Here is a 26129-nt window from a genome sequence, read left to right on the forward strand (position 1 = left end):
AACCCTATAACTATATATATATGTCCTGCAAATCCTGTGCAACTGGTGGGTGTGGCACACAACGCGGAGCATCCGATGGTCCCGGCGGGGAACCGCAGAAAACGGCCACAAAAGGATGTGGAAGTGGAGGATGTAGCACCGGTGGTTGCAACAAATTGAATTCATTTGACTGGCTAAGCGATATCGCTATGCCAAGTGCGAAGCGATACGATGTTACGGAGGTGAAGTTTAAAGGCGGTCGGAAAGAGTATTACCGCAACGTTCATCAGCTTGATCTTACAACGGGCGATTATGTAGTCGTCGAAATGCAATCTGGCTTTCATATTGGAGCCGTTTCGCTGCAAGGCGAATTGGTCCGACTGCAAGTGAAAAAACGGGCGGTAAAGATTAATGACGACACGAAGGTTATCCACCGGATAGCCACTGCTAAAGACATGGAACGGCATGAACAGGCCGTTTTACGCGATTTGCCAGCCCTTTATCGTTCCCGTGAAATTGTTCGTGAGTTAAAGTTAAACATGAAGTTGTCTGATGTTGAATTTCAGTCGGACAATACGAAAGCGACATTTTATTATTCGTCTGAAGAGCGGGTTGACTTTCGGGAATTGATCAAGATGCTGGCGAGCGAATTCAAGGCTCGAATCGAGATGCGGCAAATTAGTTTGCGGCAGGAAGCAGGCAGACTTGGTGGTATCGGTTCGTGCGGGCGCGAACTTTGCTGCTCTACCTGGCTCACCGATTTTAAAAACATTGCTACGTCGGCAGCGCGCTACCAGAATCTATCGTTGAATCCGGCAAAATTATCGGGTCAATGCGGACGGCTGAAATGCTGCCTGAACTACGAACTGGATACCTACATGGATGCACTGCGGGATATTCCAACGATTGAAAAGCCGCTGGAAACGCAGAAGGGTCGGGCTTATTTACAGAAGACGGATATTTTTCGTAAGCTTATGTGGTTTGGTTATGGAGCCGAAAGCACCTGGCATCCACTTCCCATTATTCGTGTTCTGGAGATTGTGGAATTGAACAAAAAAGGAATTATTCCCGAATCGTTTGACGTACTGACACCGATAGGTGAGAAAGAACCTGTTACGGCAGCCGCTCTTAATAGTGACTTGCAAAAATTAGATGCCAAGTACACCGCAAGGCCCAGCAAAAAGAAGAAAAAGAAACCCAGAGGGCCGGAAGGCAATACGCCAAGACCTATGCCGAATGGTAAAGTATCTTAACAACAAGCCCCGACCTGACAGGTTGGGGCTTGTTGTTTTTGGGCCGTAAACAGCACCTCAAAAGTCACCCGAATAGAAGGGACTGAATACGTAGTAGCTGCTATCACGCTTAGCGCGTTTGGGTGATGTCTGGATGTTCATCAAAAACCTGTGTTTCCGATTTGGGGCATCTGCCCATTCCTCGAAACGTCGCTCCTGGGTGTAGAGTTTATCAACTTCCCGGACGTGAATTCTTCAATGCTTTTTGCATCGACAGGTAAGCCATTGATGTACAAGTCAATATCCGTAGAGTACTCGTCATAGAGTTTTAGGTAGTCTTCTTTTGTACGTTCTATAAATGCAAGTTTGTTTTGGAAGAAGGTGGCTTCCAGTAACTTGTTCATTGAGAAAGTACTGGTTTGGCCGAGCGGATGATCGGATACGGCGTTAGCCCGTAAATATTGCTCCCATCTGGTGCGTACCGGATTCTTGGCTGGCGTTTTGTGGGTGGTACTCACAAACACCCGGTGCGATTCTGGGTACGCTGATGCTTCGGCTAGATCCTCCCATTTCTGGTAAACCAGCAGGTCGTTCACTTCATTAAACGTTAGCGCTGATAAAGATTGAACAGGTTCTTTCTCGCCATTTATGAACAGTTTTGCTTGTTGGCCATCTGGTAGTTTGAGACCCAGATGGTTGTTTCGTAAACATAAAATTTTAGGATAATGGGCTGTCGCCGAGTTACTACGTATGATGATTCGGTTCTGAAATCGAACGGTGTCAACCTGATTTTGTTCTTTCAGGAATGCGGACGCACGAAACCAGGGCATTTCCGGCTTATCAAGCTCAGCTGCCAGCGCCCGTGTCGCGTTTATTGAGGCAAAGGCAGAAACGGAGAATGTAGCGATCTCTGGATGATCTGACTGTTTGTGCCGACAGGCGAATGTCATTCCGCTCATCAATAGCACTCACAGGACGTAGCGCCACGAAGCTAATAGTCCGGAACGTTGTCCGTTCATCATTCCAAGAGGCTGATGTAGCGTCTGCCCTCTGAACACGACCAGTGGCCCATTCACCAGTACAACGTAGCGCAGGGTTTCCATACCGCTATTTCTTTTGTTCGATCATTGCCAGAATCTCACGTAACTCATCGGCCGTAATCTTCTCATTTTTAGCAAAATAACTCACCAGATTCTTGTACGAATTGTCGAAATAGTCAGCCACTACCTTTTTCAGCACAAATCGATTTTGATACGCTTCCTTTGTGATAATGGGGTAATATTCATGGGTATTGCCGTACGCTTTGTGACCTATATACCCTTTTTCCTCGAGATTGCGAACAATGGTTGAAACTGTGTTGTAGTGCAGAGGAGGATTTGTGAACTGCGGAACCATGTCTTTCACGTAGCCCTGTTCCATTTTCCAGACCACCTGCATCACTTCTTCTTCTTTGGCTGTTAGTTTTTCCATATATCAAACTTAAAACTATTCTTATCGTTTGCAAACTAGCCAGCTAGTTTTTCGACATTTGATGTCATTTGAAAAGCCAACAGCACAATCGTAGCTTTGCGGGCTATATGAGTTACGTATGAAACGATTAGGATTTATCCTGTTCATAGCGTTGTTGATCGGCGGCTGTGATACAAATGCAGTATATAAAGAGTATACCGACATTGAAGATGGGAAATGGTATATCAAAAACGCGCCCTCATTCACGTTCGAGATCAAGGATGCGTCGGTTCCCTACAATATTTATTATAACCTTCGGAATAGCCTATCCTATGGCTATTATAATCTCTATCTAACTCGCTATCTGCGCGATGCCAGTGGCAAGGAACTCGAATCTCGTCTGGACGAATTGCTATTGATGGACCCGAAAACCGGCAAGCCCAATGGCGATGGGCTCGGCGACCTATTCGATCACAAGTTTCTGATGAAGCGCAATTACCGCTTTCCGAAACCGGGCAAATACACCATGCAAATTAGGCAGTATATGCGTCAGGACCCATTGCTCAATATCCAGAGTGTAGGTATCACCGTCGAAAAGGTGACTCCAACTAACTGATTCTCTATCATCCCGACCAGGCCGACGATGGGGCAGTAGGGACCTTACTGTTAGTAGGTAATGCTTGAGTTGCTACAAAAAAATCGTTTTTTCTATTTTCCATACATTCTGGTGATGGTTGTAGTTGCTGTAATACAGATTAACTACACCCAGGGAGAACTAATGCTATGGGTAAACAGTCGCAATAGTTTAGTGGCTGACCTTATTTTTCCTTATGTTACGTATCTGGGTGATGGCGCGTTCTACGTGGTTGTGAGTCTGATTCTAATGATTTATAACTGGCGTGTCGGCTTGATGGGTTTGGCCAGTTTTGCCCTCTCTTCACTAACATCCGAATTCCTGAAAAAGCTAGTCTTCACAGATTCACCCCGACCACTGAAGTTTTTTGAGCAGTCAATAAATAAATACCACCTCATTGAGGGATTAGATATTCATAGTTTTAATAGCTTTCCCTCAGGTCATACAACAACGGCCTTTGCTATGTTCAGCCTACTTGCACTGCTTGATGTTCAGAAGGAGAGGGGTTGGATTTTCCTGCTGTTAGCCATATTGACGGGGTATTCGCGCGTTTATTTATTCCAGCATTTCGTGGAAGATGCTTACGTTGGCTCGCTCATTGGTACAATTTCAACCGTAGTAGTTTATGTATTATTGCGCAAATGGACTATAAAAAGCGGGGTGGATTAACGTTTTTACCTAATTTTGTTTAACAACCGGCCGAACCATTGCCAATGGGGAGCCGTTACCTCTTTATTACTTCGTTCGTAAGTAAACCAACACGCTTCGACAAACTCTCTCATGAGTGACGCCATCAAACATGAGTGCGGCATAGCCTTAATTCGGCTCCGCAAACCGTATCAGTATTATATTGATAAGTACGGTACTCCTCTCTACGCAGCCAATAAGCTATACCTGCTTATGGAAAAGCAGGTCAATCGAGGCCAGGACGGTGCCGGAATTGCAAATATTAAACTCGATGTGCCAGCCGGTAGTCGTTACATAAGTCGTTATCGCTCGGTAGATCAACGGCCTGTAACGGACATCTTCGAGAAAGTCAACAAGAAATTCCGCAAGGCGCTCAAAGGAAATAAGGACAAAGCCAAAGACGCTAAATGGCTTCAGGAAAATCTGGCCTTTACGGGTGAAGTCTGGATGGGCCATCTGCGCTACGGTACGCATGGGGCCAATGAGATTGAAAACTGTCACCCTATGCTTCGCCAAAGTAACTGGCGCAGTCGAAATTTAGTCGTAGCGGGTAATTTCAACATGACGAATGTCGACGAGTTGTTTGATAAACTCGTTTCGCTGGGTCAACATCCGAAGGATAAGGTTGACACCGTTACGGTGATGGAGAAGATCGGCCACTTTCTGGACGAAGAAAACCAGCGCGTGTTTGAACGCTTCAAGGGCATATACGAAAACCCTGATTTGTCGGACATCATCGAAGACAATGTCGATATGCAGCGCGTTTTGCATCGCTCCTGCCGTGATTTCGATGGTGGTTATGCTATGGTCGGTATGACGGGGTATGGTGCTTCATTTGTTGCCCGTGATCCAGCCGGTATTCGCCCTGCTTATTACTATGCCGACGACGAAGTGGTGGTCGTGGCGTCGGAAAAACCAGCGATCAAAACTGCCTTTAATGTCGAATACAGTGCTATTCAGGAAGTAAAACCTGGTCATGCGCTTATTATTGACAAATACGGTGAGTATATGGAGCAGGAGTTTGTAAAACCCATTGAAAAGAAATCCTGTAGTTTCGAGCGGATTTATTTCTCACGGGCAACCGATCCTGATATTTATAACGAGCGAAAAACACTGGGAAAACTGCTTATTCCTCAGATTCTCAAAGAAATAGATTACGACCTCGAAAATACCGTCTTTTCGTACATTCCAAATACGGCCGAAACGGCGTTTTTTGGAATGGTTGAGGGGCTGGAAGATTACCTGGCCAAACAGCGCAAAAAAGCGATCATGGAAGGTATTCTGTTCGAAGAGGAACTGGACCGGGTACTTTCGTTTCGACCACGTATTGAAAAGCTGGTTGCCAAAGATGTAAAACTGCGCACCTTTATTACCGACGACTCGCAACGGGACGATATGGTGTCGCATGTGTATGATACTACGTTCGAGGTCATTAAAAAAGGCAAAGACAATGTTGTCGTCGTGGATGATTCCATTGTGCGTGGTACAACTCTGGAAAAGAGTATTTTGCGCATGCTTGACCGTTTAGGGCCTAAGAAAATTATTATCGTCTCATCGGCTCCCCAGATTCGCTTTCCCGACTGCTACGGCATCGATATGTCGAAATTCAAGGAATTCATTGGTTTCCGGGCTGCACTGGAGTTACTCCGTGAGCGTGGCCAGGAAAATTTGCTGGATGAAGTCTATGCGCAGTGTGTGGCAGCTATCGAATCAGGGAATGCAAGCAAAGAGAATTATGTAAAGGCTTTATTCAACCCCTTTACACACGAGGAATTGTCTCAAAAAGTAGCCCAGATTGTAACGCCCGATGATTTGAACGCCGAAGTAGCCGTTGTTTATCAAACCGTCGAGAATTTACACAAAGCTTGCCCAAATCACTCCGGCGACTGGTACTTCACGGGGAACTACCCAACACCCGGTGGTAACAACGTTGTCAACAAAGCCTTCGTGAATTTTATGGAAGGCAAGTTGGTTCGGGCTTATTAAAGATTGACGATAACGGACGGAGAGGAAAGAGAGAATGGATTCTATAATCCTTTTTTGCTCTTTCCTCTCTTTTTTTGATATAAATTTTGTAAACTGGACTAAATATTAATCCGTCCGATGCGTATCCCTGAAGAAACTGTTGAACGAATTCGACAGTCTACTGACATTCTGGAAGTGATCAACGACTTTGTTTCGCTCAAGAAACGGGGTAGTAATTACATTGCCTGCTGCCCATTTCATAACGAAAAAACGCCGTCTTTTAACGTTAATCCCGTTCGACAGATCTACAAATGCTTCGGATGTGGTAAAGCGGGTGATGCCGTTCGGTTCGTTATGGACATTGAGAACATCGGTTATGGCGAAGCACTACGTTATCTGGCCAAAAAATACGGTGTTGAAATTGAGGAGCAGGAGCAAACACCGGAGGATCTGCTACGTCAGAATGAGCGGGAGAGCCTGCTTATTGTCCTGAATTTCGCCAAAACGTTTTTTCAGGAAACCTTATTGAATACCGACGAAGGGAAAGGTATTGGACTAAGCTATTTTCGGGAACGGGGTTTCACCAATCCAACCATCGATGCATTTGAGCTGGGCTATACACTCGATCAATGGAGTGCGCTACTGCAGGAGGGCCAACGGCGGGGCTATAGTACCGAGTTACTTGAAAAAGCGGGACTGATTTTAACCAAAGAAGGCACTGACGGCGGAAAACAGAAAATGTTTGATCGGTTTCGGGGGCGGGTCATGTTCCCGATTCATAACGTTTCGGGCCGGGTGATCGCTTTTGGCGCTAGGATTCTGAAGGTAGATAAAACCCAGCCTAAGTACCTCAACTCACCCGAAACAACTGTTTATCATAAAAGCCAGGTTCTCTACGGTATTTTTCAGGCGAAACAAGCTATTCGTCAGGAAGATGTCTGTTACCTGACAGAAGGCTATACCGACGTTATTTCGCTTCATCAGGCAGGAATCAAGAACGTAGTAGCTTCATCAGGTACGTCGTTGACTACGGAGCAAATCCGGTTGATTGCACGCTTTACGCCTAACGTAACAATCCTCTACGACGGTGATGCTGCAGGTATCAAAGCGGCACTACGTGGGTTGGATATGGTACTGGAGGAGGGCTTAAATCTTAAACTTCTGCTATTGCCTGATGGCGAAGACCCCGATAGCTACGTTCATAAGCTTGGTGCAGAGGCTTTTAAATCCTATATCAATGAGCATTCGCAGGACTTTATTGATTTTAAAGCGAGCCGTTGGCTGACCGAAGCGGGTGATAATCCGTTGAAACGTGCCGAAGGAATATCTGACGTCTGTGCCAGTATCACTAAAATTCCTGACCTTCTTAAACGCCAGACACTCTCGCAACGGGTAGCACAGGTCTTTCATGTCAGTGAGCAATCTGTTATTTCGGAGATAAATCGATTACTGCGGAAGCAGCAGGACCAGGGTAGGAAAGATTCCGAACGACAGCAGCGGTCTTCGGATCTTGGTAGACAGCAGTCTCCTGGCTCTGCATCTATTCCGCCAGAACCGTCGGTCGATGATCTAAATGCGCTGTTTGGCGATTTTGGTGTTGATGCTTCTGGATTTGATGAGCCGAAAACTACGGCGTTACCTCGGCCTGTTACTGTTGACCGCGCTAATTCAGTCCGTACGCCCATATCTTATCAGGAAGAAGAATGTATCCGACTATTGATAAATTATGGCGCACGTGAGCTGGAACCGGGTATCACGCTCTGCCAGTACGTACTAAGCGAATTACACGAGATCGAATTTCAAACCTCGCCCCTTAATTTGATATTAACGCTCTTCCGGGAGGCCTATAGTCGAGGTGATATTCTAACCGCTGGTGATTTTCTAAATCGGCAATCCAGTGCAACGGAGCAGTCCAACGATATTGACATTCAGCATCAGGCAATTCATTTAACCACTCCTCGCTATGAAATTAGTGGCGGATGGCTAAAGCACGAAATTCTGGTTCCCTCGGAAGAAGAAATTGGGATTCTGGCCGACGCGGCCTACCGGAATATTTTGCGGATTAAAAAAATATTGGCTGAACAACGAATGGCTGCCCTTCAGCAGTTGCTACGAGAAGCAGGCCGTAAATCGCCTGAGGAAGCGGATCAACTGTTGACTGAGTTTATGCATTTCAAACGGATAGATATTGAAATTTCAAGTCTGCTGGGTACAGTAATTTCAGGGTAGGGAAACAGAGGCCACAAAAAAGGCCCCGACCTAATTGATCGGGGCTTACCTTTATAACGGGGAGGGTGAACACTAAGCTTGAGCTACCGACATGACAGTAATCAATTCGGCATCGATTTTCCGGTTCAACTCATCCAGCAAGCAGGCATGCGAGTGGAGCTGACCAGGTTTAGAAGGTTGAGCTGCGCGCTCAGACTTCTGGCCCGACATATCGAGCAAGAGTGTCATGAGTACGTCGGTTGTATGTTGACGTAACTCCATGAGTCGACGTAACTGAGCCCGATTAGCTTTGGGTTGCTGACGGACGGCCTTCTGTAAGGTATTGATTGCTTTATCTAGCTTGACGTAGCGATAATGAAAGGCTTCGGTCGCTTTTGCCCATTGCATAATCAAACTCTGTACTTCCTCGGCCGATGCTTCGTAGCCGGACAACACTACTGATTTTTCCTGTTTCATCACCCTACGTTTTAATACCTGTTTCGCAATTGAGTAATCAAAAATAGGGTCGTCCTGGGGCCTAATGCAACATGCTTTGCGTGAAATCACCATTTTACCGGATGAAATCACCCATAAAGTTTTATCTAAATAGGTGATTTCATCCGGGGAATTGGTGATTTCATTACAAGTAGTTATGTGAAGTATTTAATCAATCTTACATTCATCCACCTATACGCGTCATTAGATCATGAATGAATTAGACAGTGGTCAGGAGATCACTAAGAAATTCGCGATTCGGCGTCGAGATTTTTCGATTCTCGTTGCGCAATCAGAACTTTTTAACTGTGAAGTATTAAGTCAATTATTAAAAGAGCAAGGCTACAATGTTGTCGGTCGTGCTGTTGAGATGGAGGACACACTTCAGCAGATTAGGGTTAAGCGTCCACAGTGTGTAATTCTGGAGTCCGAAATTTCAGGTCAGCAGAGCTTCGATATTGTTGAGGAGATGCGGCAGTCGAATCAGGACACTAAATTCATCTTATACACTCGTCATGCCGATATGCGGATGGTAGCTAGTGCGATGCAAATAGGCTTTCTGGGATTCCTGTACGCTACTGACGGACTGGATGAATTATATCGATGCTTTCAGATTGTCAGCAACGGTGGTTGTTATTACAGTAATGGATTTATGAAGTTGCTCAAGAATTTTGGTGTCGAGGTAATTTCTGATACGACTCGTGCCGAATTAAGTCGATTAACTGGACGTGAACGTGAAGTGTTACGTATGATTGCTAATGGGCACACTGCCAATGAAATTGCTGATGAGCTGGGTATCAGCTACCGAACAGCTGTCAACCATAAAGCTCACATAGCCAAAAAACTGGAATTGAGTAGTTGCCGACAGTTACCGAGATATGGTATTGCCGTGAAGAGTTACCTCTGATAAACACACTCAGTCAGAAGCCATTGTAAGGGAATTGGAATCGATATACGGTCGATGGTCGCTCTGAAGCCATTCTCGAAATTCCTGCATGCGAGCGCGGGGAACAACAATACTATGTTGCTCGGGGGAATTAAGTCGAACAATGTATTTGCCGTTTTCCCAATAAGCATAATTCAACACGGCTTGTCGATTAACTATATAATCGCGTTTAATGCGAAAAAATTGGGTAGGGTCCAGCTCAGTTTCAAGTTCATTTAATGTTTTACCAACTAAATAACGGCCTTTGGTTAGCTCAGCATAATAAAAGCGGTCCTCGATAGTGAAGAAATACACATCGTTAACTGGGAAGTCCAGTTCACCAATGGCATTTTTGCCTTTTAAGTGAGTCAAATAAGATGACGATATTGTAGGCTTTGGTGAAAACGTTGTTGAGAGTGCTAGCGCTTTCTGAGCTGCTTCTGCTGCTTCTGCCTCTGCAGTTTCCTGGGCTTGCCGTCGTTGCTTCAAATAATCTTTAAGAAGTGAGATATTAAGAGCAAGATAACCAATAAGAGTTACCGGGAATAAATAGGTAAAGTACACAGACCAGCTAAATGTGTAAAGAATATACTTCTGCCAGTAAAGGGAGAAAGAATAGGTTGGGAATTTTTCTAATAAGTAACGAACGGTCTGCGTAACGGGTGTGAATAACCAGTAAGCAAAGGCTAAAACGGGCAAGAAATTTATTTCATATCGACCGATAGCCTGCCAGCTATTCTGTACAGAATATAATCTCAACCACTTGTGAAACTGGTTAATAAGTGTAATCGTGATAAAAAGCGTAACTAATTCGGGAATGATTAGCGAACGTAGTAGTATACCAGCATAGTGAACGAAGCCACCAGCCTGCTGCATTTTGCTGGCTTTAATGTCGTACCCTATTGACCATGACAAAGCTTCGATTAACAGCACGATGCTCATCAGGATAAGTACGCTATTTATCGGTTTTCTCAGGAAGTCCCGGGTAAGTCGAATTTCCTTCATGCTGTCCCTATAGTCAAAACTTCTACTAAGATAGTGGTAATATTTAACTAAATCCAAACAGTCAATTGTGACTTTTTGCCGATTGATGACCCTTGCTTGAGACAGTAGCTTTGTATCAACAAAAAGGCGCTGTAAACGCGCTGATTTAATAAGCAAATCATCTCAATCCCAAAAGCAATAAGTCATCATGAAAAAGCAATTCAACATCAAACCAGCTCAATTAGTAAAAGCAATCACGAAAGCTGCTAAAGCAGAATCTACAGGCGTATTAAGACTTCTGGCCGACGATACATCACCTTGCTGCCACGAATGGGATCTTTCCAGAATGGTAGTAGTCAACCGCTAATTTCTGCACCCTATGTTAACCGCAAAGCAACTTTATCAAAAGGAATTAGCTCATTGTCGTGAGCAATTCGAGCAAATAGATCTGCGAAAAGAGCGGGGTTATCTGATGAAGTTTACCACATTCTCGGCTAATCTTGAGAATATACTTCCTTCAATTGCCCGCCATGAGCACGAAACATTGTTTCGGGAGCTATTGTTGCAGCAAGTTTTTACATCATTCGATCAGCGATTTCTAACCGCTGGCGATCTGGTAAAGTTACGCGGGGAGCATAAGAAAATAAGTAAAGCAGATGGTCCCCAGATTTATTGTACGTATCACCTTGGTTCCTACAGGTTATTGACGAGTGTACTCTTTCGACGTGGTATAGATTGCGTATTACTTGTAGGGAACAATATGAACCGCAGCCAAGGCGACGGTATGACAGAGCATATTGAGGGATTACGCAAGAAACATGGTCTGACTAATGTTTTTCGAGTAGTCGAAGCAGGGAGTGCTTCTGCCGGACTCACCGTCCTGCGTGAATTGAAGGCTGGCCGATCGCTGATTGTTTACGTAGACGGCAGCCCTGAAACGGCACCTGAGCCGGGTGAAGAAAATCAATTCTTGTCAGTACGCTTTGGCCACCGGTCTGTTTTGACACGCAAAGGTGTTGGCTTCCTATCGCACGCAGCAGGTGTACCTATTGTACCTGTGGTGAGCTATCGGCAGACTGATATGACAAACGTTCTTCGGTTTCTCAAGTCTATTAGGCCCATTAGCCAGAGTGATAGAGAAATCTACTGTCAGGAAGCTATGCAACAATTGTATGACGCCTTCTGGCCCTACTTAAATCAGTATCCAGCGCAATGGGAAGGCTGGAATTATATCCACTCCTTTTTGGAGTCTGAAACGCCCAGAAACAAATTTTTCGGACATCGTCCAAAGCAGTTGGCCTTTAACGAAAATCGTTATACGCTATGCGAGTTGGAACAGGCGCCTATTCTATTTGACAGGCGACTGTACCAAACCTACGAGATTACTGAAGATCTACGCGATTTACTTCTAAATCTTGATACGATGGATTCTGTTAAAGACCAGCTTGGTCAGCAGATGTTTGACGAATTACTTGAAATGGAGGTGTTATATTAGCCCCCTTAAATCAACAAAGGTCACAGCAAACGTTTGCTGTGACCTTTGTTATTAAATGTAGTAATGTAGTAAAATTTTACTACGTTACTACACATTATTACTAACTTCGATTTCTTCACCTGACTGATGGAAAAACTTGAAGTTAACCATACCTAACGAGCTGTCTTTCACAAGTTTGACCCACGTTTTGTATTTTACATACCATTGCATCTGTTTTGAGTAGATCCCTTTCGTGTAGTAAGCATACAGAAATGGGTTCATTGAGATGGTTATTCCCCGCTCATTCTGCTTCGTCAGGATATAATCGAGGTTATTTTCAATCACATCCGTTACCAGAACGCTGGCCTGAATTGTGCCAGTTCCGCCACAAGTTGGGCAGACTTCACGGGTAACAATGTTCATCTCAGGCCGGACGCGCTGGCGCGTAATTTGCATCAGGCCAAATTTTGTTAAGGGAAGAATGGTGAACTTCGATCGCTCAGGCTTCATTTCATCGCGCATGATGTCTTGCAGGAGCTTTTTGTTCTCTGCTTTCTTCATGTCAATGAAATCCACAACAATAATTCCGCCCATGTCGCGCAACCGAAGTTGCCGGGCAATTTCCTTAGCAGCCTCACGGTTTACGCTAATGGCGGTGGCTTCCTGATCTTCTTCTGAGTTTGATTTGTTGCCGCTGTTGACATCAATGACGTGCAACGCTTCGGTATGTTCGATAATCAAATATCCACCACCTGGTAAGCTCACCGATCGGCCAAAAAGCGTTTTAAGCTGCTTTTCTAAGCCAAGTGCTTCAAAAAGCTTCATTTTTCCGCTATGGAGCTTGACAATTTTCTCCTTGTCGGGCGCGATGGTATGAATGTAATCTCTGATTTCGTCGAATGACTCACGAGTATCTACGGTAATGCTCTCGAATGATTCATTGAGCATATCCCGCAGAATCGAGGAGGCTCGATTCATTTCGCCCAAAACCCGATCACGGGGCTTGGCATCAGCAAGGGCTTTAATGGCCTGATCCCACTTCGCAAGAGAGTTCTGTAGGTCACGGTCAAGCTCTTCAACATCTTTATCCTGTGCAACCGTGCGCACAATTACGCCAAAGTGTTGCGGTTTCAATGACGACATAAGCCGCATTAACCGCGACCGCTCAGCTCGGTCGGTGATTTTTTTTGACAGGTTAACGCCATCTGAAAATGGCACAAGGACTAAATAACGACCTGCAATCGAAATGTCGCAGGAAAGGCGCGGACCTTTAGTAGAAATAGGCTCTTTTACTACCTGAACCAGAATGGGAGCATTTTTGGCAAGTACCTTATCTATCTTCCCAATTTTTTCAATGGCTGGCTCTAACTGAGTGTCGATGAGTCGGCCGGTAGTAACGCGCTTGGCGATTACATCTTTGACAAGCTTATTGAGCGAATTGATATTCGGTCCTAAGTCCTGGTAGTGCAAAAAGCCATCTTTCTCATGGCCAACGTCCACAAAAGCAGCATTAAGGCCCGATGATAGTTTCTTGACTGTTCCCAAGTAAAGATCGCCAACGGTGAAGCTGCTGTCTAACTCTTCTTCGTGATACTCCAGCAATCTCTTGTTTTGCAAGAGCGCGATCCGATCACCTTTCTGAGTCGAACTGATAACTAATTCATTACTCACAAGATGAATATACGGTTAAGAATGGCTGTAAAAAAAGAAAAAAGCCACGTTCGGGCTTTGCAGACCGGCACGGGGCTTCCACAAAATAAATTTATAGTTTGTCGTTTAGCATTTATGGATATGTATCCATTCACAAACGCTAAACGACAAACGACAAACTATTTTTTCTTATGCCGGTTTTTTCTGAGCCGTTTCTTCCGCTTGTGAGTGGCAATCTTGTGTCGTTTCCGTTTCTTACCGCAAGGCATAGTATTAACAGTGTTTAATGGTTAAATACGTGTCGGCTGACCACCCGGTCAAAGCCCTTAAAAGTTGTATAGTTTTAAAGTTGAATAGGTAGTACCTGAATCCAACTGTGTAACTCATTTCAGCCGTTCCTCATACTCGCGAACAGCGGCCAGAATCTGTGGGTCTTTCTCCTGCGTTTTCACCTGAGCCAGAACCCGTCTTGCTTCGGCTTTCTGACCAGCCTCGGCTAAGCTTACACCCAAATAGAATTGAGCCTTCCGGCTTGTTGGGTTGTTCACCAGAATTTGACGAAACCGCTCGATCGCTCGTTCATACTGATTCGACCGCATCGAAAGCAGACCCAAATTGAACAGAGCCAATTCATTGGTCGGCTCCTGCTTCAGCACCTCACGCAGCATCATAATACCCTTCATCGGTGTATCGGTATTGACATAAGTCATGGCCATATTAGCCTTCGCCGACAACAAGTTTGGGTTTTTGGCAATAGCCTGCTGATAGAACTCGCGCGTTTTCTCGCCTAACGATGTCGTTTTCTTTTCATCAACGGCAAATGTGTAGGCTTCGAAGTACTGATCGCCCGCTCGTAACAGATTGTGCTCAGTTGGTTGTGCCTTTGCCAATAAATCTGCATAATGAGCGGCACTATCGTAACGGGTGGCTTCCTGAAAAAGGGCAATCAACTTCTCTCCAATTGCTTCTTTTTTCACTGGGTTTGCTACGGCAAATTCGGACCGCAATATATCCAGGCGCTTTTGTTGTTCAGGTGCCAGAGGCTTCTCATGAACGGAAGAGGAAGCAGGACTTTCTGTTAATTCAGTCGCCTTTTTCCCAGCTCCATCACGTGAAGCTCCAGACGTTTGCGTCGTTCGACCTCCAAGCTGTTTGTTTTCATTTTGTACAACCACCTTAGGCAGGGTATACAACCCCGCTGTTAAGGCTGAAGCCAGTATGATAACAAGCAACACGAATTTATTCATAGTAGAGGATCAATCACGAAACAAACGCCTGGACCAAACTGGCAAACCAGCACACGGTTGGTTCGTAGCAACTTTGCCTACTCGGCTGCAACTTTAGCTTTGTCGCTGGTTTTCACCTGCTCAACAAACACCTTCGCGGGTTTAAAACTCGGGATAAAGTGCTCGTCAATCACCATCGCGGTGTTTTTCGAGATGTTACGGGCTACTTTCTTGGCTCTTTTCTTGTTGATGAAACTGCCGAACCCTCTCACATAAATGTTTTCTCCCTCGGCTAGCGAGTCCTTAACTACTGAAAAGAAAGTTTCCAGGGTGTTTGTTACTTCTGCCTTATCAATTCCGGTTTTATCGGAGATCTCGGCAATTACATCTGCTTTCGTCACGACTTCTTAAACTTTAACGTTTACTGTATTGTTGAAAATTCGGCTCTCAAAAATGGGAGCACAAAGGTAGGGGTTTCCCATAAATTATAAAACCCTGTACTTCCGTTTTTAATGGTAACGATGTATTTTTTCGTTTTATTTTGAATTGGCAATCAGACCTTAACAGTATCGAAACCTCGTTTGCTCCTACGCTCGAACGGTGGTATGAGCGTCACAAACGTGATCTGCCGTGGCGTCACACCCGCGATCCATATCGCATTTGGCTATCGGAAATAATCCTTCAGCAAACGCGCGTGGCGCAGGGAAAACCCTACTACGAACGCTTTGTAGCAGCTTATCCAACCATATCTGAAATGGCCCGCACGGATGAGCGCGACCTACTTCGGCTTTGGCAAGGCTTAGGCTATTATTCCCGCGCCAGAAATCTACATCAGACTGCTCGCTATGTAACCACTCAGCTAGATGGGAAGTTCCCAGATACGTATCATGAGCTGTTGAAAATGAAGGGGATAGGCTCTTATACAGCAGCTGCCATAGCCTCTTTTGCTTTTGGTGAGCGGGTGCCGGTTGTTGATGGAAATGTATATCGGGTATTGGCGCGGGTATTTGGTATTGAGGAAGATATTACGTCGACTCAGGCCAAGAAGACGTTTGCCGCTTTGGCTATGAAGCTGATCCAATCGGCCAATGATCCGGCGACTTATAATCAGGCAATTATGGAGTTCGGTGCTATTCAATGTACGCCCATGTCGCCCGATTGTTTACTATGTCCGCTTCAACAGCAATGTGTAGCTTATCTAACCGGCAGGCAAAACAAGTTGCCCGTCAAATCAAAAAAGGCGCCGGTTCGGGAGCGGTTTTTTAACTACTTTATTTTTAGAAATAATGGAAAAATAGCGCTTCGCGAACGGATGACTCGTGACATCTGGCAAAATCTATATGATTTTTACCTTTTAGAAAGCGAACGTAGCGATTCACTCTCAGGAACCAGCAATGAATTGCAAACTGCACTGAGCGCCACGTCTGTTCAAGAGTCATTGCATGAAGTTGTGCGGGAACGTGTTTTGGCTGTTCCACCAACTGAAGCAGTACAGTTACTATCTCACCAGCGAATTCGCGCTCAATTCTATATTATTGACTTACCTGATCATCTCGCTGGAAGCTTGCCGATTGATTTACAGTGGTATACGCCTGACGAAACCGAGCACTTACCTAAGCCCGTACTGATTACTAACTATTTAGATAAGCTGTTTGGATAAGTCAGTATGTTTCAGTATCTTTAATTCTTATTAAACGCTCTAATCTCTTACTACGTAAACAACAAAATACACTGTATGGCAAGTCTGAATAAGATGACAATCATCGGTAATCTGGGTGCCGATCCTGAAGTACGCTATCTAGATGGAGGGGCTGTCGTAGCTACCTTTAATGTGGCAACAACGGAAAAATACACCAACCGGAACGGCGAGAAAGTGGAGCAAACCGAGTGGTTCCGGGTTGAGTTATGGAATGAGCAGGCTAAAGTAGCCGAAAAATATTTGAAGAAAGGCAATTCTGTTTATGTCGAAGGCCGTTTGCGGACGGAGTTATGGACGGATAAAGAAGGCAAGGAACGTACGTCACTACGTGTACGGGCCAACACCATGCAGTTGTTAGGTAGCCCCGGCGGTGGTGGACAAGAGGATGGATATAACGAAGCCCCGCGCCAGCAGGCACCTCCCGTACAGGCAGCGCCAGAACGGGATCGTCCTCAACCACAGCCTACGCCTTCCCGGCAGCAGACCTCCCCTGTAGCGGCACCAGCGGCTCGTCGTCGGGAGCCAGACCCGGTGCCTTTTGAGAGCAACAGTGGAGAAGACGATCTGCCGTTCTAATCCACTCGATTCGCTCTATTGTTGAACGAGATCTGATATACATGGACCTTAGTGATCCCCTTCCTCGACAGGTGCTCCAAGCCACAGGCGGCTGGAGCACCTATTTTGATATATATGGCCCTTATACGGCTTTGATTTTACTGCTGCTGACGCTGGCTGGCTTAGTATCGGCTTCTGAGGCCGCATTCTTCTCTCTTTCTCCTGATGATCGTGCTCACTGCCGTGGCAGTAGCCTGGCCGACGATCAACGTATCGCTACGCTTCTGGAGCGTCCTAAGCGACTGCTGGCATCGCTGGTCATTTTCAATAACCTGCTGAATATTGCTATAGTTGTCATTGTGACGTACTTAACCTGGGAATTCTCACAGGCGTCACAGGAGGCAGGCTGGATACTGCCGGTTATTACATTGGTAACAACAGTGGCTATTGTACTTTTCGGTGAAATCGTTCCCAAGGTATACGCCAGTCAAAATAATTTAAGTGTAGCTCGCAAAACGGCCGCGCTGGCGCAACTGGGCCTGGCTGTATTTCGCCCATTGGCTATGGTGTTGGTTAATTTAAGTAATCAGGTTGACCGCCGTATTGAGCGAAAGGGGTATAAACTGTCTGTTGAGGAACTTAGTCAGGCCGTTGAGTTAACGGGCGTCAATGCAACGGTTGAGGAGAAGGAAATTCTCAAAGGTATAGTCAACTTCAGTAATCTGACGGCACGGCAAGTGATGCGGGCTCGGTTGGATATTTCGGCTGTAGAAGATGATCTGCTTTTTAGTGAATTGATGACCCAGATCAATACATCGGGTTACTCGCGGGTGCCAGTTTATCGGGAGTCGCTGGACCAGGTAGAAGGCGTTCTTTACATTAAAGACTTACTACCGCATATTCATGAAGATAATTCGTTTCGCTGGCAATCCCTGCTGCGTCCAGCTTTCTTCATTCCAGAAAATAAAAAAGTAGACGATTTATTGCAGGATTTTCAGAAACGGCGCGTTCATATGGCCATCGTAGTTGATGAGTATGGAGGAACACGTGGTTTGGTGACGCTGGAAGATATTATCGAGGAGATCTTTGGGGAAATCAACGATGAATTCGATGACGAAATTCCCGTTGGTTATCGACGCGAAGATGAACGAACAGTAGTATTTGAGGGCAAGATGCCTATAACCGATGTGTGTCGAATCTTGAATGTGGATGCAACTACATTTGAGACAGTACAAGGGGATAGTGAGTCGCTGGGAGGGCTGTTGCTCGAGCTATTTAATCGACTACCGAAGCCTGGCGATGAAACAACTTTTGAAGATTTTACATTTCACGTACTATCTGCCGATGATAAACGTATAAATGAGGTACGGGTCAGGAAAAATGACACCTCCGAACGGGTATAAATAAACAATTCGGCAATAATATACCGCCTAATCAAACTACATATACCTGCGTGGAACCGATAAACATTTTTTGGTATTTTTAAGCCCAAACTTTCCGAACCAAGATATGTCCAGCCTACTTACTAAGTTAAAGTCTGTCGCCAAACGGACATTTATGTCTGAACAGACGGCAAAACCGATTACCGAATTCGACTATCCAACATTACCCTGGATTGATAAAAAAGACGCCGATATTCCAGCTTTTCTCAAGCAATTCCCAGGCGCCAAAAATCTACCTTACGATCTGGAAGAGAAAATGAATTTCTGGCGTGAAAATGGCTACGTAATTCTGGATAAGGCTATTCCCAACCTTTGGATTGATCAGCTTTTGAATGAAGTTGAGGAGCTGATTGATCAACATGAAAAATATAAGACCCTCGTCCGGATTGACTTACCCGAGTATAAGGCAAATCCGGTACTCCCTGTAAAAGACGTACCGAAAAAGGTGCTGAACGGTCCATATATCAAGTACATGGATTTTCACGATAATTCGGTGATTGGCAAAAAAATTATGCTGCACCAGAACATTGTGACGTTCCTGAGCGCCGTATTTGGTGATAGGGTGATTGGTATGCAAAGTCTGCTGTTTAAATACGGTAGTCAGCAGGCAACGCACCAGGATTTTGCCTATGTCGTATCCGAAATTCCAAGTCATCTGGCCGCTGCCTGGATTGCCCTCGAAGACGTACATATTGATTCTGGTCCCTTATATTATTACCCCGGTTCGCACACTATCGGTAAATTTAATTTCGGCAATGGCATCTTTTTCAATGGGCAGTCGACCCTAAATCCGAATGATTTTGCCAGTTACCTTGACGAAACCTGCCAGAAAGCAGGGCTGAAGAAAAAAACGCTGCTTATTAAAAAGGGAGACGTACTGCTATGGCATGCCGCGCTAGCCCACGGCGGGGACGAAATTCGTGATCCTGTTCTGACGCGTAAATCGTTTGTGTGTCATTATTCATCCGATAAAGCCTATCGCCATCATCGTCAAAGCCCGGAGGTTGAGCCTACTCGCCGGACCATAAACGGAGCTGATGTCTTTGTTAATCCGCATATGCCGGATCAGGAGGATATTTTTTCAACTGGAAAGTCGATTTAACGGATCGTCTAAATTTTCGGGGCGAAGCATAGGACTCAAAGACTCCTATGCTTCGCCCTTATCGTTGAATCAATAGTTGTTTTGTGTAGCGATAATCAGCTGATTGCATGTGTAAACTATATAGACCAACAGGCAAATTGGCTGTCAAGGGAATTGTTGCAGGCTGATTGGCTAATGCAGTGATACGTTGCTGCCACACGATCTGACCACTCAGGTTGATTAATGTAAGATTCCATTGACCACCTTTGGGAAAATGCATCGTTACTTGCGTGCCATCGTTCGGGTTCGGATAGACGGTTGGCGGAGGCAGTTGTTCACCCGGTACGGCCAGTATGATATCGGTGCTAAAAATAAGCTGACCGTCAGGTTGTTCCAGCCGGATGCGGTAGGGATTTTTGCCCGAAGGTTTATCGGGATCTATAAAGGAGTAGAGGTGGCTAAATTGCCCATCGTTCAGAACATTCGCCGTTCCAATCGTCTGATACTTGTCCGAGACATCTTTACGCTCAATAAAAAAACGGCTTCCTGGAGGCTCCTGCGCTGTTAACCAGTGAACATGTGTGGTGCTGTCAATCTGTTCAACCTGTACCTCAATAAACGGATTGATCGGCCTGCCAACGGGTGTAACCAGGAAGGGCTGGGTAGGCGTTCCGGCCAGCACAGGTGACGTAGCTACAACGCGCATCCGATATAAACCTCGACTGAGTGTGTCGGGTAAGTACACTGGCACCGACCGATTGCCTTTATCCCTGCCAACTTCAGCAATAAACAATCCCTGCGCAGTTAATAATTGAACCACTACGTTCGGTTTGGTAGCAAAGCCTACTGCTTCATAAGGGACACTTATGGTGGTTCCGGCCGAGATACTGGATGGAATTAAGCCTGTCGAAATAAACTGCTGTGGCTGAGACGGTTGGGATTCTTTGAAGAATTTGTCGTTTAAATTCTCATTCCAGGCAGTGGCAAATCTGGAAATTCCCTGAATTCCGTTCGCTATGTTTTCAAAGTGGCCGTGTTGCTGCCGGGGCGACTGAATCGTATCAGTATAAGGCCCCAACCACACATTATTATTGGGTGTGTTAGCTAATAACGTTTGGGCATTAATAATGGCAGAACTTGGTGTTGGTCCGGCCGGTGATATAGAGCAACGGGCCACTACCCATGTCATGTTACGTCCGAAATCGGCACGGCTCCGATCAATAAGATGCTGTATATCTTTTCGATACGTCTCGGTTGGTGTTTGAAGCGGAACGGCATCCGATTCGCCATGATGCCATAATACAGCTCGAAGGCCGAACTGACTATGATAGTATTGTAAGGCATTCCGCAAATTGGAATAGGGCTGCAAAAACGGCCAGATCGTGCTATTGAAAATATTTTTGGCCGATGTGCCGTCTGCTGTAGCACTCCAATTGTCAGCTACAGTGGCCGGAATCGCTACGTTAAAAAAAGCAACCGGTACACTATAACGATCTGCAATGTGATCCCCCAATTCGCCCCAGCACCAGGCGGTTTGACCCGTCGGGTAAACCAGGCTAGTTGCCTCTAAAGTTGTGAACGTAGGCACTGGAAACGGTTTATCAGACGATTCCAGTGCATTATCCTTATTCCAGAATCGATTCCAGGCATTGTATGATACCACTCGTTCAGACGCTCCCTTGGCGCCCAGATCGGGTATACCCATGGCATTTGACTGACCAGCGATCAAAAACACTTCGCCAACGCCAACCGATGAGACCACGGCGCTGCTGACCGTTTTTTCATCCCGTATACCACGTACTTCCAGCCGAAAGCTACCAGCAGGAACAATTATTTTCCCTTGATAAAGTCCATTTTGTGGTTTATCCTGTAGGAGTGTCCAGTCAATAGATAGCCTATTGGCTATAGATACAGGAACGAGTCTTGCTTCAACCCGGTCAATCGGGATCGAGAATGTACCGGCAATGTAAAGTGGGGCATTGTTTTCCTGGTTGCGCTGTACAACCATGCGTGGAATTGGATAAGTTATCGTTAACTGTGCTACAGAAGGCAGGGAAGCGAGAAGCCAACAGCCGAGAAAAAGAAAAGTTACTCTAAACAGAATCATGTCGGGAATTAGTGACCAGCTAATCCTACAAAAATACGTAATTAATTCAAATAGAAGTCGTTCCAGCCTTTCGCTGATGGAAATTTATTGGCCTGATATAGGGGAATTCTGCACACAACACTTCGATTTCGCACAAGTCGGATGCTCCTTTGTCTCTATAGAACATAGCGGTCAGCTTATATTATACCCAAAGCCCACGACCCTGATTATATTCATTCCCGATACGTTGAATATCACTGGTTGAATACGTTAGAAAACCTTTGTTACGCAGGTCACGCAGACGGCGCTTTTCGAGCCAGGAAAGGTTACCATCGACCAGAACACCGAAAACAATGAGTCGTTCCAGGCTTCGGCGCACGGCAATAGGGGCTTGAAGTACCTGTTCGGTAAACTGTCCCGTTAAAGGAGCATCGGAACGTAGCTCGAACCGATCCATGAGGGTTTCTGTCAGTAAAAAGTGAGCATAGTTATATTGCCGCTTTAAAATTGCTACGTGTCGGAGTGCTTCCAGAATCAGGGGTCGAAATTGATCGTTTTTGCCCCATTCTTCGTGTAGCTCATGCACAAATTCGCGGATCGTTGTCGGAGCCATCACCCGAACCTGAGCTTCGTGCAATACCTGCCATGAGGCCCATGCGTTCCACAACGCATAGATGGGCATACCCGCCAGATCAGTTAGCTGGCGTATCGCATAACGTCCAATAAATCGTTTCAGTAAGAACTTGAAAACCAGATTGCTCAGAAGCGCTTTGCCGATATTTAACAGAAAAAAAGCATTTAACCCCCAGCGCGGCATGTTCAGATACGGGTCGATGCCAAAGCGCAGAATACCACGATTCGATTTTTCGAGGGCTGCGTCAGCCAGAGACTGTAGGTGACGATCATACTGTGCATCATGGGCACGGGGAAACTGACAAACCTGCATAATGGCCTTCACTCCCCGTAAGTTGAGCGCAATGAGCAGGTTTATTTCTACATACACTAATAATATTCCATAGAGACTGGTAATGAGCGGCAATTCGTAAGGAGTGTCGAATAAAGTTACGGTCGTGCTGGAAAATAAGTCGGGCCAGGCGTATTGGGGCCAATAGAGTAACAAAACACCCGCCACGCCAAGCAGGGCAGCCAGCGTCAGTGTAGTGATTTTTGTCCGCCGGATAACGCGACTTTCAATAGAATTTAATACGTAGGGTTCATCGATTGGGTGCGACATGTCAAGCGCCTGCCGTAGGTAACGAAGCGCCAGATGGTCGAGTGGGCCAGTACTATTGTTCGGTGGGCGAGTAGACATTACAGTATCAGGACAGTGAGTTATTATTTAACTTCTAAACGGCTCAGGTTGTTAGGAAACGGACTCTTAAATGAACGACTGTTGAGTAATCGGTAACACAAATTAGATAATGTGAGGTGATACGGGTAAATGCAATGATTGGTCCTCTTTAGCAATTGGCTATCACTGTATTCGTCTCATGAAATATATCTTTTTTTTCTGTCTGCTTGCTGGTCAGGTTATTGCCCAAACAGCCCCGGCAACTCGCCCTTCTTCTGCTGCGCAACAACGCATCAAAGATGAAATGGCCGATGCCGCCAACACGCTTTTAACGATGCTCTCGCCAGAGCAAAAGCAAAAAATAACGTATCAGTTCGATGATGCGGAGCGGTTTAACTGGCACTTTGTTCCGAGAGAGCGAAAGGGATTACCGCTCAAACAAATGACCGAAGAACAGCGTAAAGCTGCCATGGCGATGCTTAAAACGGCACTGAGCGATCAGGGCTACCAAAAAGCAAAGAGTATTATCGATATGGAAAATGTGTTGCGTGTGATTGATAATCGTCCGCCAAATGATACGTATCGTGATCCGGAAAATTATTCATTCACCATCTTCGGTGACCCATCCACTAAAAATCCCTGGAGCTGGCGCATTGAAGGCCACCATTTGTCCCTTCAGTTTATGTCATTGACAGGTCAGGTATTAGCCCAGACGCCGACTTTCTTCGGGAGCAATCCCGGTATCCTTGAATACGATGCAACCATGGCTGATAAACGCATGGGCGATCCGCGCATAAAAGACCTTCCTCAAAAGGGTAGACAAATCTTAAAACAGGAAACTGAAAAAGCCTTTGCGCTACTCAAAACCCTCGACGCTGACCAACGCAAACAGGCGGTCATCGCAATGGTAGCGTACCCCGAAATTGTTACCAGTAACAAACGTGTGGCGTCAATAGAAAAAATGGACGGGCTACGGTTAGGCGATATGAAGCCGGATCAACGCGCCTTGTTTACTGAGTTACTGCAAGTGTATATGACCAACTATCGTATTACGCTGGCCAAGCAGCAAATGGCAAAACTGGACAAAGCAGGCCTGGATAATATTCGGTTTGCCTGGGCGGGTGATCTGACGCCCGAATTGGGCGAAGGAAAAGGCTGGTATTACCGCATTCATGGACCAACGATTCTGATTGAATACGATAATACGCAGACAAACGCCAATCATATTCATACCGTAGTACGGGATTTGACCAATGATTGGGGCGAAGATTTGCTGAAACAACACTACCAGACGACGAATCACAGCAAACCCGGATCAAATTGATCTGACCGTTTAACAATTTTTAAGCAAATATTAGATCAGTTTCTTCGTAATTTGTGAAGATTTTTTGTTCTAAATTCATGAAGAAACTCCTCATTAGTGCGTCGGTCTGCCTGCTTTCTGTAGCAGCTTCGGCGCAGGAAGCGCAGTGGTATCTGCGCGATAAAACCGATAAAACGGCAGGAATTAGTGTTGATCGTGCTTACAGCGAACTCCTGAAAGACCGCAAACCTACGCCTGTGGTTGTAGCGGTCATTGATGGCGGCATTGATACGACCCACGAAGACCTTCGCCGGGTGTTGTGGATCAATCCAAAGGAAATTGCTGGAAACGGTAAAGACGACGATAAGAACGGATACGTTGACGACATCCACGGCTGGAATTTTATTGGCGGTAAAGATGGCCGCAATGTTAGCTACGAAACCGCCGAAGTAACCCGGCTTTATGCGCAACTAAAACCTAAATACGAAGGTAAAGACCGGAAATCGCTGAAGCCCGATCAGCAGAAAGAGTACGATCTGTATGCAAAAACCAAGGCCGAGGTCGAGAAGAATCAGGCCCAATATAAATCGCAGTATCAGGGAATCAGTCAGTTTTATACGCAGTATACAACGGCGGTTGACAACCTGAAAAAGACGCTGAACGTAACGAAGCTCGATACCATGACGCTTCGAAAAGCATCTGATACGCTCACGAATGCGGATCTGAAACGGCCTGTTGCCGGTATTCTGCGTTTGCTACGTCAGCAGGGAGCCGCTGATACGGATGTCGTTATGGACGAACTCGAAAAAGCAAATGAGCAACTTAAATCACGGGCGGAGTATAATTACAACCCCGATTTCGACAGTCGGGCCATTGTAGGCGACAATCCGAATGATTTGAACCAACGCGATTACGGCAACCCCGACATTTCGGGCCCACGACCTGACCACGGTACCCACGTAGCGGGCATTATTGGCGCCGACCGGACGAATAATCTTGGTGTAATGGGCGTGTCGGATGCCGTGCAGATCATGGGTGTTCGGGCCGTACCCGACGGCGACGAGCGGGATAAGGATATCGCCAACGCTATTCGTTACGCTGTTGATAATGGAGCGAAAATTATCAACATGAGTTTCGGCAAAGACTACTCGCCCCAGCGCAAAGCCGTTGAGGATGCTGAACGCTATGCGCTCTCGAAAGATGTGTTGATGATCCACGCAGCAGGTAATGACGGGAAGGATATTGATACGGCGGCCAACTACCCGTCTCCCCGGTTTATGGATGGCACGGCCATTGCGAACGTAATAACGGTGGGTGCCAGCGCTGAGCCTAATACGGCTGATCTGGTCGCTGGTTTCTCGAATTACGGCAAGCAAAATGTAGATGTATTTGCACCGGGCAAGGATATTTATTCGACGGTGCCGGGTAGCAAATACGAGAACAACAGCGGCACGAGTATGGCCTCGCCGGTCGTTGCCGGGGTTGCGGCTGTCTTGAAGTCCTATTTCCCAAAACTCACATCTGCCGATGTTAAACGTATCATTCTGCAATCAGCAACGCCCTACACAACTAAAGTTCACCGACCTGAATCGGATTCAACGGTTGATTTTGCTACGTTGTCTAAAACGGGTGGTGTCGTGAATTTATACGAAGCGGTAAAATTGGCTATCGCTCAGGAAGCTGCTTCGGGAAAAGTGAAATAGAGATAGTCATTGAAAAATAAAAATCCCCGTCATCAAAATTGATAGCGGGGATTTTTATTTT

The 26129-nt window shown here is 45.8% G+C and carries 24 protein-coding genes; 14 read left to right on the forward strand and 10 right to left on the reverse strand.

Annotated features, from left to right (window positions below):
• Nucleotides 1–20 precede the first annotated feature (20 nt).
• Nucleotides 21–1232 (forward strand): PSP1 domain-containing protein, encoded by a 1212-nt coding sequence (locus BM202_RS11560; protein WP_245776627.1) that lies wholly within the window; start codon nt 21–23, stop codon nt 1230–1232.
• A gap of 140 nt (nt 1233–1372) precedes the next feature.
• Here BM202_RS11560 and BM202_RS11565 read toward each other — a convergent pair whose 3' ends face one another.
• The 3 genes from BM202_RS11565 to BM202_RS11570 are packed head-to-tail and all read right to left on the reverse strand — an operon-like array spanning nt 1373 to nt 2681.
• A complete protein-coding gene (locus BM202_RS11565; RefSeq protein ID WP_093826058.1) occupies nt 1373–2170 on the reverse strand; it encodes a hypothetical protein in 798 nt (265 codons plus the stop codon).
• A gap of 9 nt (nt 2171–2179) precedes the next feature.
• Nucleotides 2180–2314 carry a hypothetical protein gene (locus tag BM202_RS38720; protein ID WP_262507672.1) on the reverse strand — a complete coding sequence of 45 codons (135 nt, stop codon included), beginning with the start codon at nt 2312–2314 and terminating at the stop codon, nt 2180–2182.
• A 4-nt stretch (nt 2315–2318) separates the two neighbouring features.
• Nucleotides 2319–2681 (reverse strand): BlaI/MecI/CopY family transcriptional regulator, encoded by a 363-nt coding sequence (locus BM202_RS11570; RefSeq protein WP_093826060.1) that lies wholly within the window; start codon nt 2679–2681, stop codon nt 2319–2321.
• Nucleotides 2682–2799: 118 nt separating this feature from the next.
• Here BM202_RS11570 and BM202_RS11575 point away from each other — a divergent pair, with 118 nt between their 5' ends.
• The 4 genes from BM202_RS11575 to dnaG all read left to right on the forward strand — a co-directional run bounded on the left by BM202_RS11575 (nt 2800) and on the right by dnaG (nt 8175).
• Entirely contained in the window at nt 2800–3276 is a 477-nt protein-coding gene (locus tag BM202_RS11575; RefSeq protein ID WP_093826062.1) for a gliding motility lipoprotein GldH, read from the forward strand.
• A 114-nt stretch (nt 3277–3390) separates the two neighbouring features.
• Nucleotides 3391–3963 carry a phosphatase PAP2 family protein gene (locus tag BM202_RS11580; protein ID WP_245776628.1) on the forward strand — a complete coding sequence of 191 codons (573 nt, stop codon included), beginning with the start codon at nt 3391–3393 and terminating at the stop codon, nt 3961–3963.
• Nucleotides 3964–4074: 111 nt separating this feature from the next.
• Complete coding sequence (locus tag BM202_RS11585) at nt 4075–5967, forward strand: amidophosphoribosyltransferase (RefSeq protein WP_093826066.1); 1893 nt, start codon at nt 4075–4077, stop codon at nt 5965–5967.
• A gap of 117 nt (nt 5968–6084) precedes the next feature.
• Entirely contained in the window at nt 6085–8175 is a 2091-nt protein-coding gene (dnaG, locus tag BM202_RS11590) for a DNA primase (protein ID WP_093826068.1), read from the forward strand.
• Nucleotides 8176–8247: 72 nt separating this feature from the next.
• On the opposite strand, the gene BM202_RS11595 is transcribed toward dnaG, so the two are convergent.
• On the reverse strand, nt 8248–8631 hold the full coding sequence (locus tag BM202_RS11595) for a hypothetical protein (RefSeq protein WP_093826070.1): 384 nt from the start codon (nt 8629–8631) through the stop codon (nt 8248–8250).
• A 229-nt stretch (nt 8632–8860) separates the two neighbouring features.
• Here BM202_RS11595 and BM202_RS11600 point away from each other — a divergent pair, with 229 nt between their 5' ends.
• Nucleotides 8861–9556 (forward strand): LuxR C-terminal-related transcriptional regulator, encoded by a 696-nt coding sequence (locus tag BM202_RS11600; protein ID WP_093826072.1) that lies wholly within the window; start codon nt 8861–8863, stop codon nt 9554–9556.
• Between the two features lie 9 nt (nt 9557–9565).
• Here BM202_RS11600 and BM202_RS11605 read toward each other — a convergent pair whose 3' ends face one another.
• Complete coding sequence (locus BM202_RS11605; RefSeq protein ID WP_093826074.1) at nt 9566–10579, reverse strand: LytTR family DNA-binding domain-containing protein; 1014 nt, start codon at nt 10577–10579, stop codon at nt 9566–9568.
• Nucleotides 10580–10766: 187 nt separating this feature from the next.
• Between BM202_RS11605 and BM202_RS37210 the strand changes: the two genes are divergently transcribed.
• Nucleotides 10767–10925 (forward strand): hypothetical protein, encoded by a 159-nt coding sequence (locus BM202_RS37210; RefSeq protein ID WP_177236561.1) that lies wholly within the window; start codon nt 10767–10769, stop codon nt 10923–10925.
• A 12-nt stretch (nt 10926–10937) separates the two neighbouring features.
• Nucleotides 10938–12053, forward strand: a complete 1116-nt coding sequence (locus BM202_RS11610; RefSeq protein WP_093826076.1) for a lysophospholipid acyltransferase family protein — start codon at nt 10938–10940, stop codon at nt 12051–12053.
• An 87-nt stretch (nt 12054–12140) separates the two neighbouring features.
• Here the strand turns inward: BM202_RS11610 and BM202_RS11615 are convergent, their stop codons facing one another.
• The 3 genes from BM202_RS11615 to BM202_RS11625 form a co-directional block, all read right to left on the reverse strand.
• Complete coding sequence (locus BM202_RS11615) at nt 12141–13703, reverse strand: Rne/Rng family ribonuclease (RefSeq protein WP_177236562.1); 1563 nt, start codon at nt 13701–13703, stop codon at nt 12141–12143.
• Between the two features lie 362 nt (nt 13704–14065).
• Nucleotides 14066–14929: a tetratricopeptide repeat protein gene (locus BM202_RS11620; RefSeq protein WP_093826077.1), complete on the reverse strand. Its 864-nt coding sequence runs from the start codon at nt 14927–14929 to the stop codon at nt 14066–14068.
• A 77-nt stretch (nt 14930–15006) separates the two neighbouring features.
• Nucleotides 15007–15309, reverse strand: a complete 303-nt coding sequence (locus tag BM202_RS11625) for an HU family DNA-binding protein (protein WP_012930434.1) — start codon at nt 15307–15309, stop codon at nt 15007–15009.
• 140 nt (nt 15310–15449) lie between these two features.
• Between BM202_RS11625 and mutY the strand changes: the two genes are divergently transcribed.
• From mutY to BM202_RS11645, 4 genes are all read left to right on the forward strand, one after another.
• On the forward strand, nt 15450–16568 hold the full coding sequence (mutY, locus tag BM202_RS11630) for an A/G-specific adenine glycosylase (RefSeq protein WP_093826079.1): 1119 nt from the start codon (nt 15450–15452) through the stop codon (nt 16566–16568).
• A 75-nt stretch (nt 16569–16643) separates the two neighbouring features.
• Nucleotides 16644–17183, forward strand: coding sequence for a single-stranded DNA-binding protein (gene ssb / locus BM202_RS11635; protein WP_093826080.1), 540 nt, complete (start codon nt 16644–16646; stop codon nt 17181–17183).
• A 41-nt stretch (nt 17184–17224) separates the two neighbouring features.
• Nucleotides 17225–18565: a gliding motility-associated protein GldE gene (gene gldE / locus BM202_RS11640; RefSeq protein WP_093826083.1), complete on the forward strand. Its 1341-nt coding sequence runs from the start codon at nt 17225–17227 to the stop codon at nt 18563–18565.
• A gap of 154 nt (nt 18566–18719) precedes the next feature.
• Entirely contained in the window at nt 18720–19706 is a 987-nt protein-coding gene (locus BM202_RS11645; RefSeq protein ID WP_245776629.1) for a phytanoyl-CoA dioxygenase family protein, read from the forward strand.
• Nucleotides 19707–19764: 58 nt separating this feature from the next.
• Here the strand turns inward: BM202_RS11645 and BM202_RS11650 are convergent, their stop codons facing one another.
• The gene (locus BM202_RS11650; protein ID WP_177236563.1) at nt 19765–21693 is read right to left on the reverse strand and encodes a sialate O-acetylesterase; all 1929 of its coding nucleotides are present in this window, start codon (nt 21691–21693) and stop codon (nt 19765–19767) included.
• 280 nt (nt 21694–21973) lie between these two features.
• Nucleotides 21974–23083 (reverse strand): LBF_2804 family protein, encoded by a 1110-nt coding sequence (locus BM202_RS11655; RefSeq protein WP_093826090.1) that lies wholly within the window; start codon nt 23081–23083, stop codon nt 21974–21976.
• A 178-nt stretch (nt 23084–23261) separates the two neighbouring features.
• Here BM202_RS11655 and BM202_RS11660 point away from each other — a divergent pair, with 178 nt between their 5' ends.
• Together BM202_RS11660 and BM202_RS11665 are read left to right on the forward strand one after the other, a co-directional pair.
• A complete protein-coding gene (locus tag BM202_RS11660) occupies nt 23262–24386 on the forward strand; it encodes a DUF3500 domain-containing protein (protein WP_093826092.1) in 1125 nt (374 codons plus the stop codon).
• A gap of 77 nt (nt 24387–24463) precedes the next feature.
• Entirely contained in the window at nt 24464–26068 is a 1605-nt protein-coding gene (locus tag BM202_RS11665; RefSeq protein WP_093826093.1) for a S8 family peptidase, read from the forward strand.
• Nucleotides 26069–26129 lie beyond the last annotated feature (61 nt).

The sequence above is a fragment of the Spirosoma endophyticum genome (assembly GCF_900112365.1).
In the GTDB taxonomy this organism is placed as follows: domain Bacteria; phylum Bacteroidota; class Bacteroidia; order Cytophagales; family Spirosomataceae; genus Spirosoma; species Spirosoma endophyticum.

Coding starts and splice junctions, on each gene's coding strand:
- BM202_RS11660 (WP_093826092.1), top strand. CDS start 23,262: ATGAAATATATCTTTTTTTTCTGTCTGCTTGCTGGTCAGGTTATTGCC.
- BM202_RS11655 (WP_093826090.1), bottom strand. CDS start 23,083: ATGTCTACTCGCCCACCGAACAATAGTACTGGCCCACTCGACCATCTG.
- gldE (WP_093826083.1), top strand. CDS start 17,225: ATGGACCTTAGTGATCCCCTTCCTCGACAGGTGCTCCAAGCCACAGGC.
- BM202_RS38720 (WP_262507672.1), bottom strand. CDS start 2,314: ATGGAAACCCTGCGCTACGTTGTACTGGTGAATGGGCCACTGGTCGTG.
- BM202_RS11580 (WP_245776628.1), top strand. CDS start 3,391: ATGGTTGTAGTTGCTGTAATACAGATTAACTACACCCAGGGAGAACTA.
- BM202_RS11570 (WP_093826060.1), bottom strand. CDS start 2,681: ATGGAAAAACTAACAGCCAAAGAAGAAGAAGTGATGCAGGTGGTCTGG.
- BM202_RS11665 (WP_093826093.1), top strand. CDS start 24,464: ATGAAGAAACTCCTCATTAGTGCGTCGGTCTGCCTGCTTTCTGTAGCA.
- BM202_RS11605 (WP_093826074.1), bottom strand. CDS start 10,579: ATGAAGGAAATTCGACTTACCCGGGACTTCCTGAGAAAACCGATAAAT.
- BM202_RS11610 (WP_093826076.1), top strand. CDS start 10,938: ATGTTAACCGCAAAGCAACTTTATCAAAAGGAATTAGCTCATTGTCGT.
- BM202_RS11620 (WP_093826077.1), bottom strand. CDS start 14,929: ATGAATAAATTCGTGTTGCTTGTTATCATACTGGCTTCAGCCTTAACA.
- BM202_RS11595 (WP_093826070.1), bottom strand. CDS start 8,631: ATGAAACAGGAAAAATCAGTAGTGTTGTCCGGCTACGAAGCATCGGCC.
- BM202_RS11650 (WP_177236563.1), bottom strand. CDS start 21,693: ATGGTTGTACAGCGCAACCAGGAAAACAATGCCCCACTTTACATTGCC.
- BM202_RS11560 (WP_245776627.1), top strand. CDS start 21: ATGTCCTGCAAATCCTGTGCAACTGGTGGGTGTGGCACACAACGCGGA.
- BM202_RS11645 (WP_245776629.1), top strand. CDS start 18,720: ATGTCTGAACAGACGGCAAAACCGATTACCGAATTCGACTATCCAACA.
- BM202_RS11575 (WP_093826062.1), top strand. CDS start 2,800: ATGAAACGATTAGGATTTATCCTGTTCATAGCGTTGTTGATCGGCGGC.
- BM202_RS11600 (WP_093826072.1), top strand. CDS start 8,861: ATGAATGAATTAGACAGTGGTCAGGAGATCACTAAGAAATTCGCGATT.
- BM202_RS11585 (WP_093826066.1), top strand. CDS start 4,075: ATGAGTGACGCCATCAAACATGAGTGCGGCATAGCCTTAATTCGGCTC.
- ssb (WP_093826080.1), top strand. CDS start 16,644: ATGGCAAGTCTGAATAAGATGACAATCATCGGTAATCTGGGTGCCGAT.
- dnaG (WP_093826068.1), top strand. CDS start 6,085: ATGCGTATCCCTGAAGAAACTGTTGAACGAATTCGACAGTCTACTGAC.
- BM202_RS37210 (WP_177236561.1), top strand. CDS start 10,767: ATGAAAAAGCAATTCAACATCAAACCAGCTCAATTAGTAAAAGCAATC.
- BM202_RS11565 (WP_093826058.1), bottom strand. CDS start 2,170: ATGAGCGGAATGACATTCGCCTGTCGGCACAAACAGTCAGATCATCCA.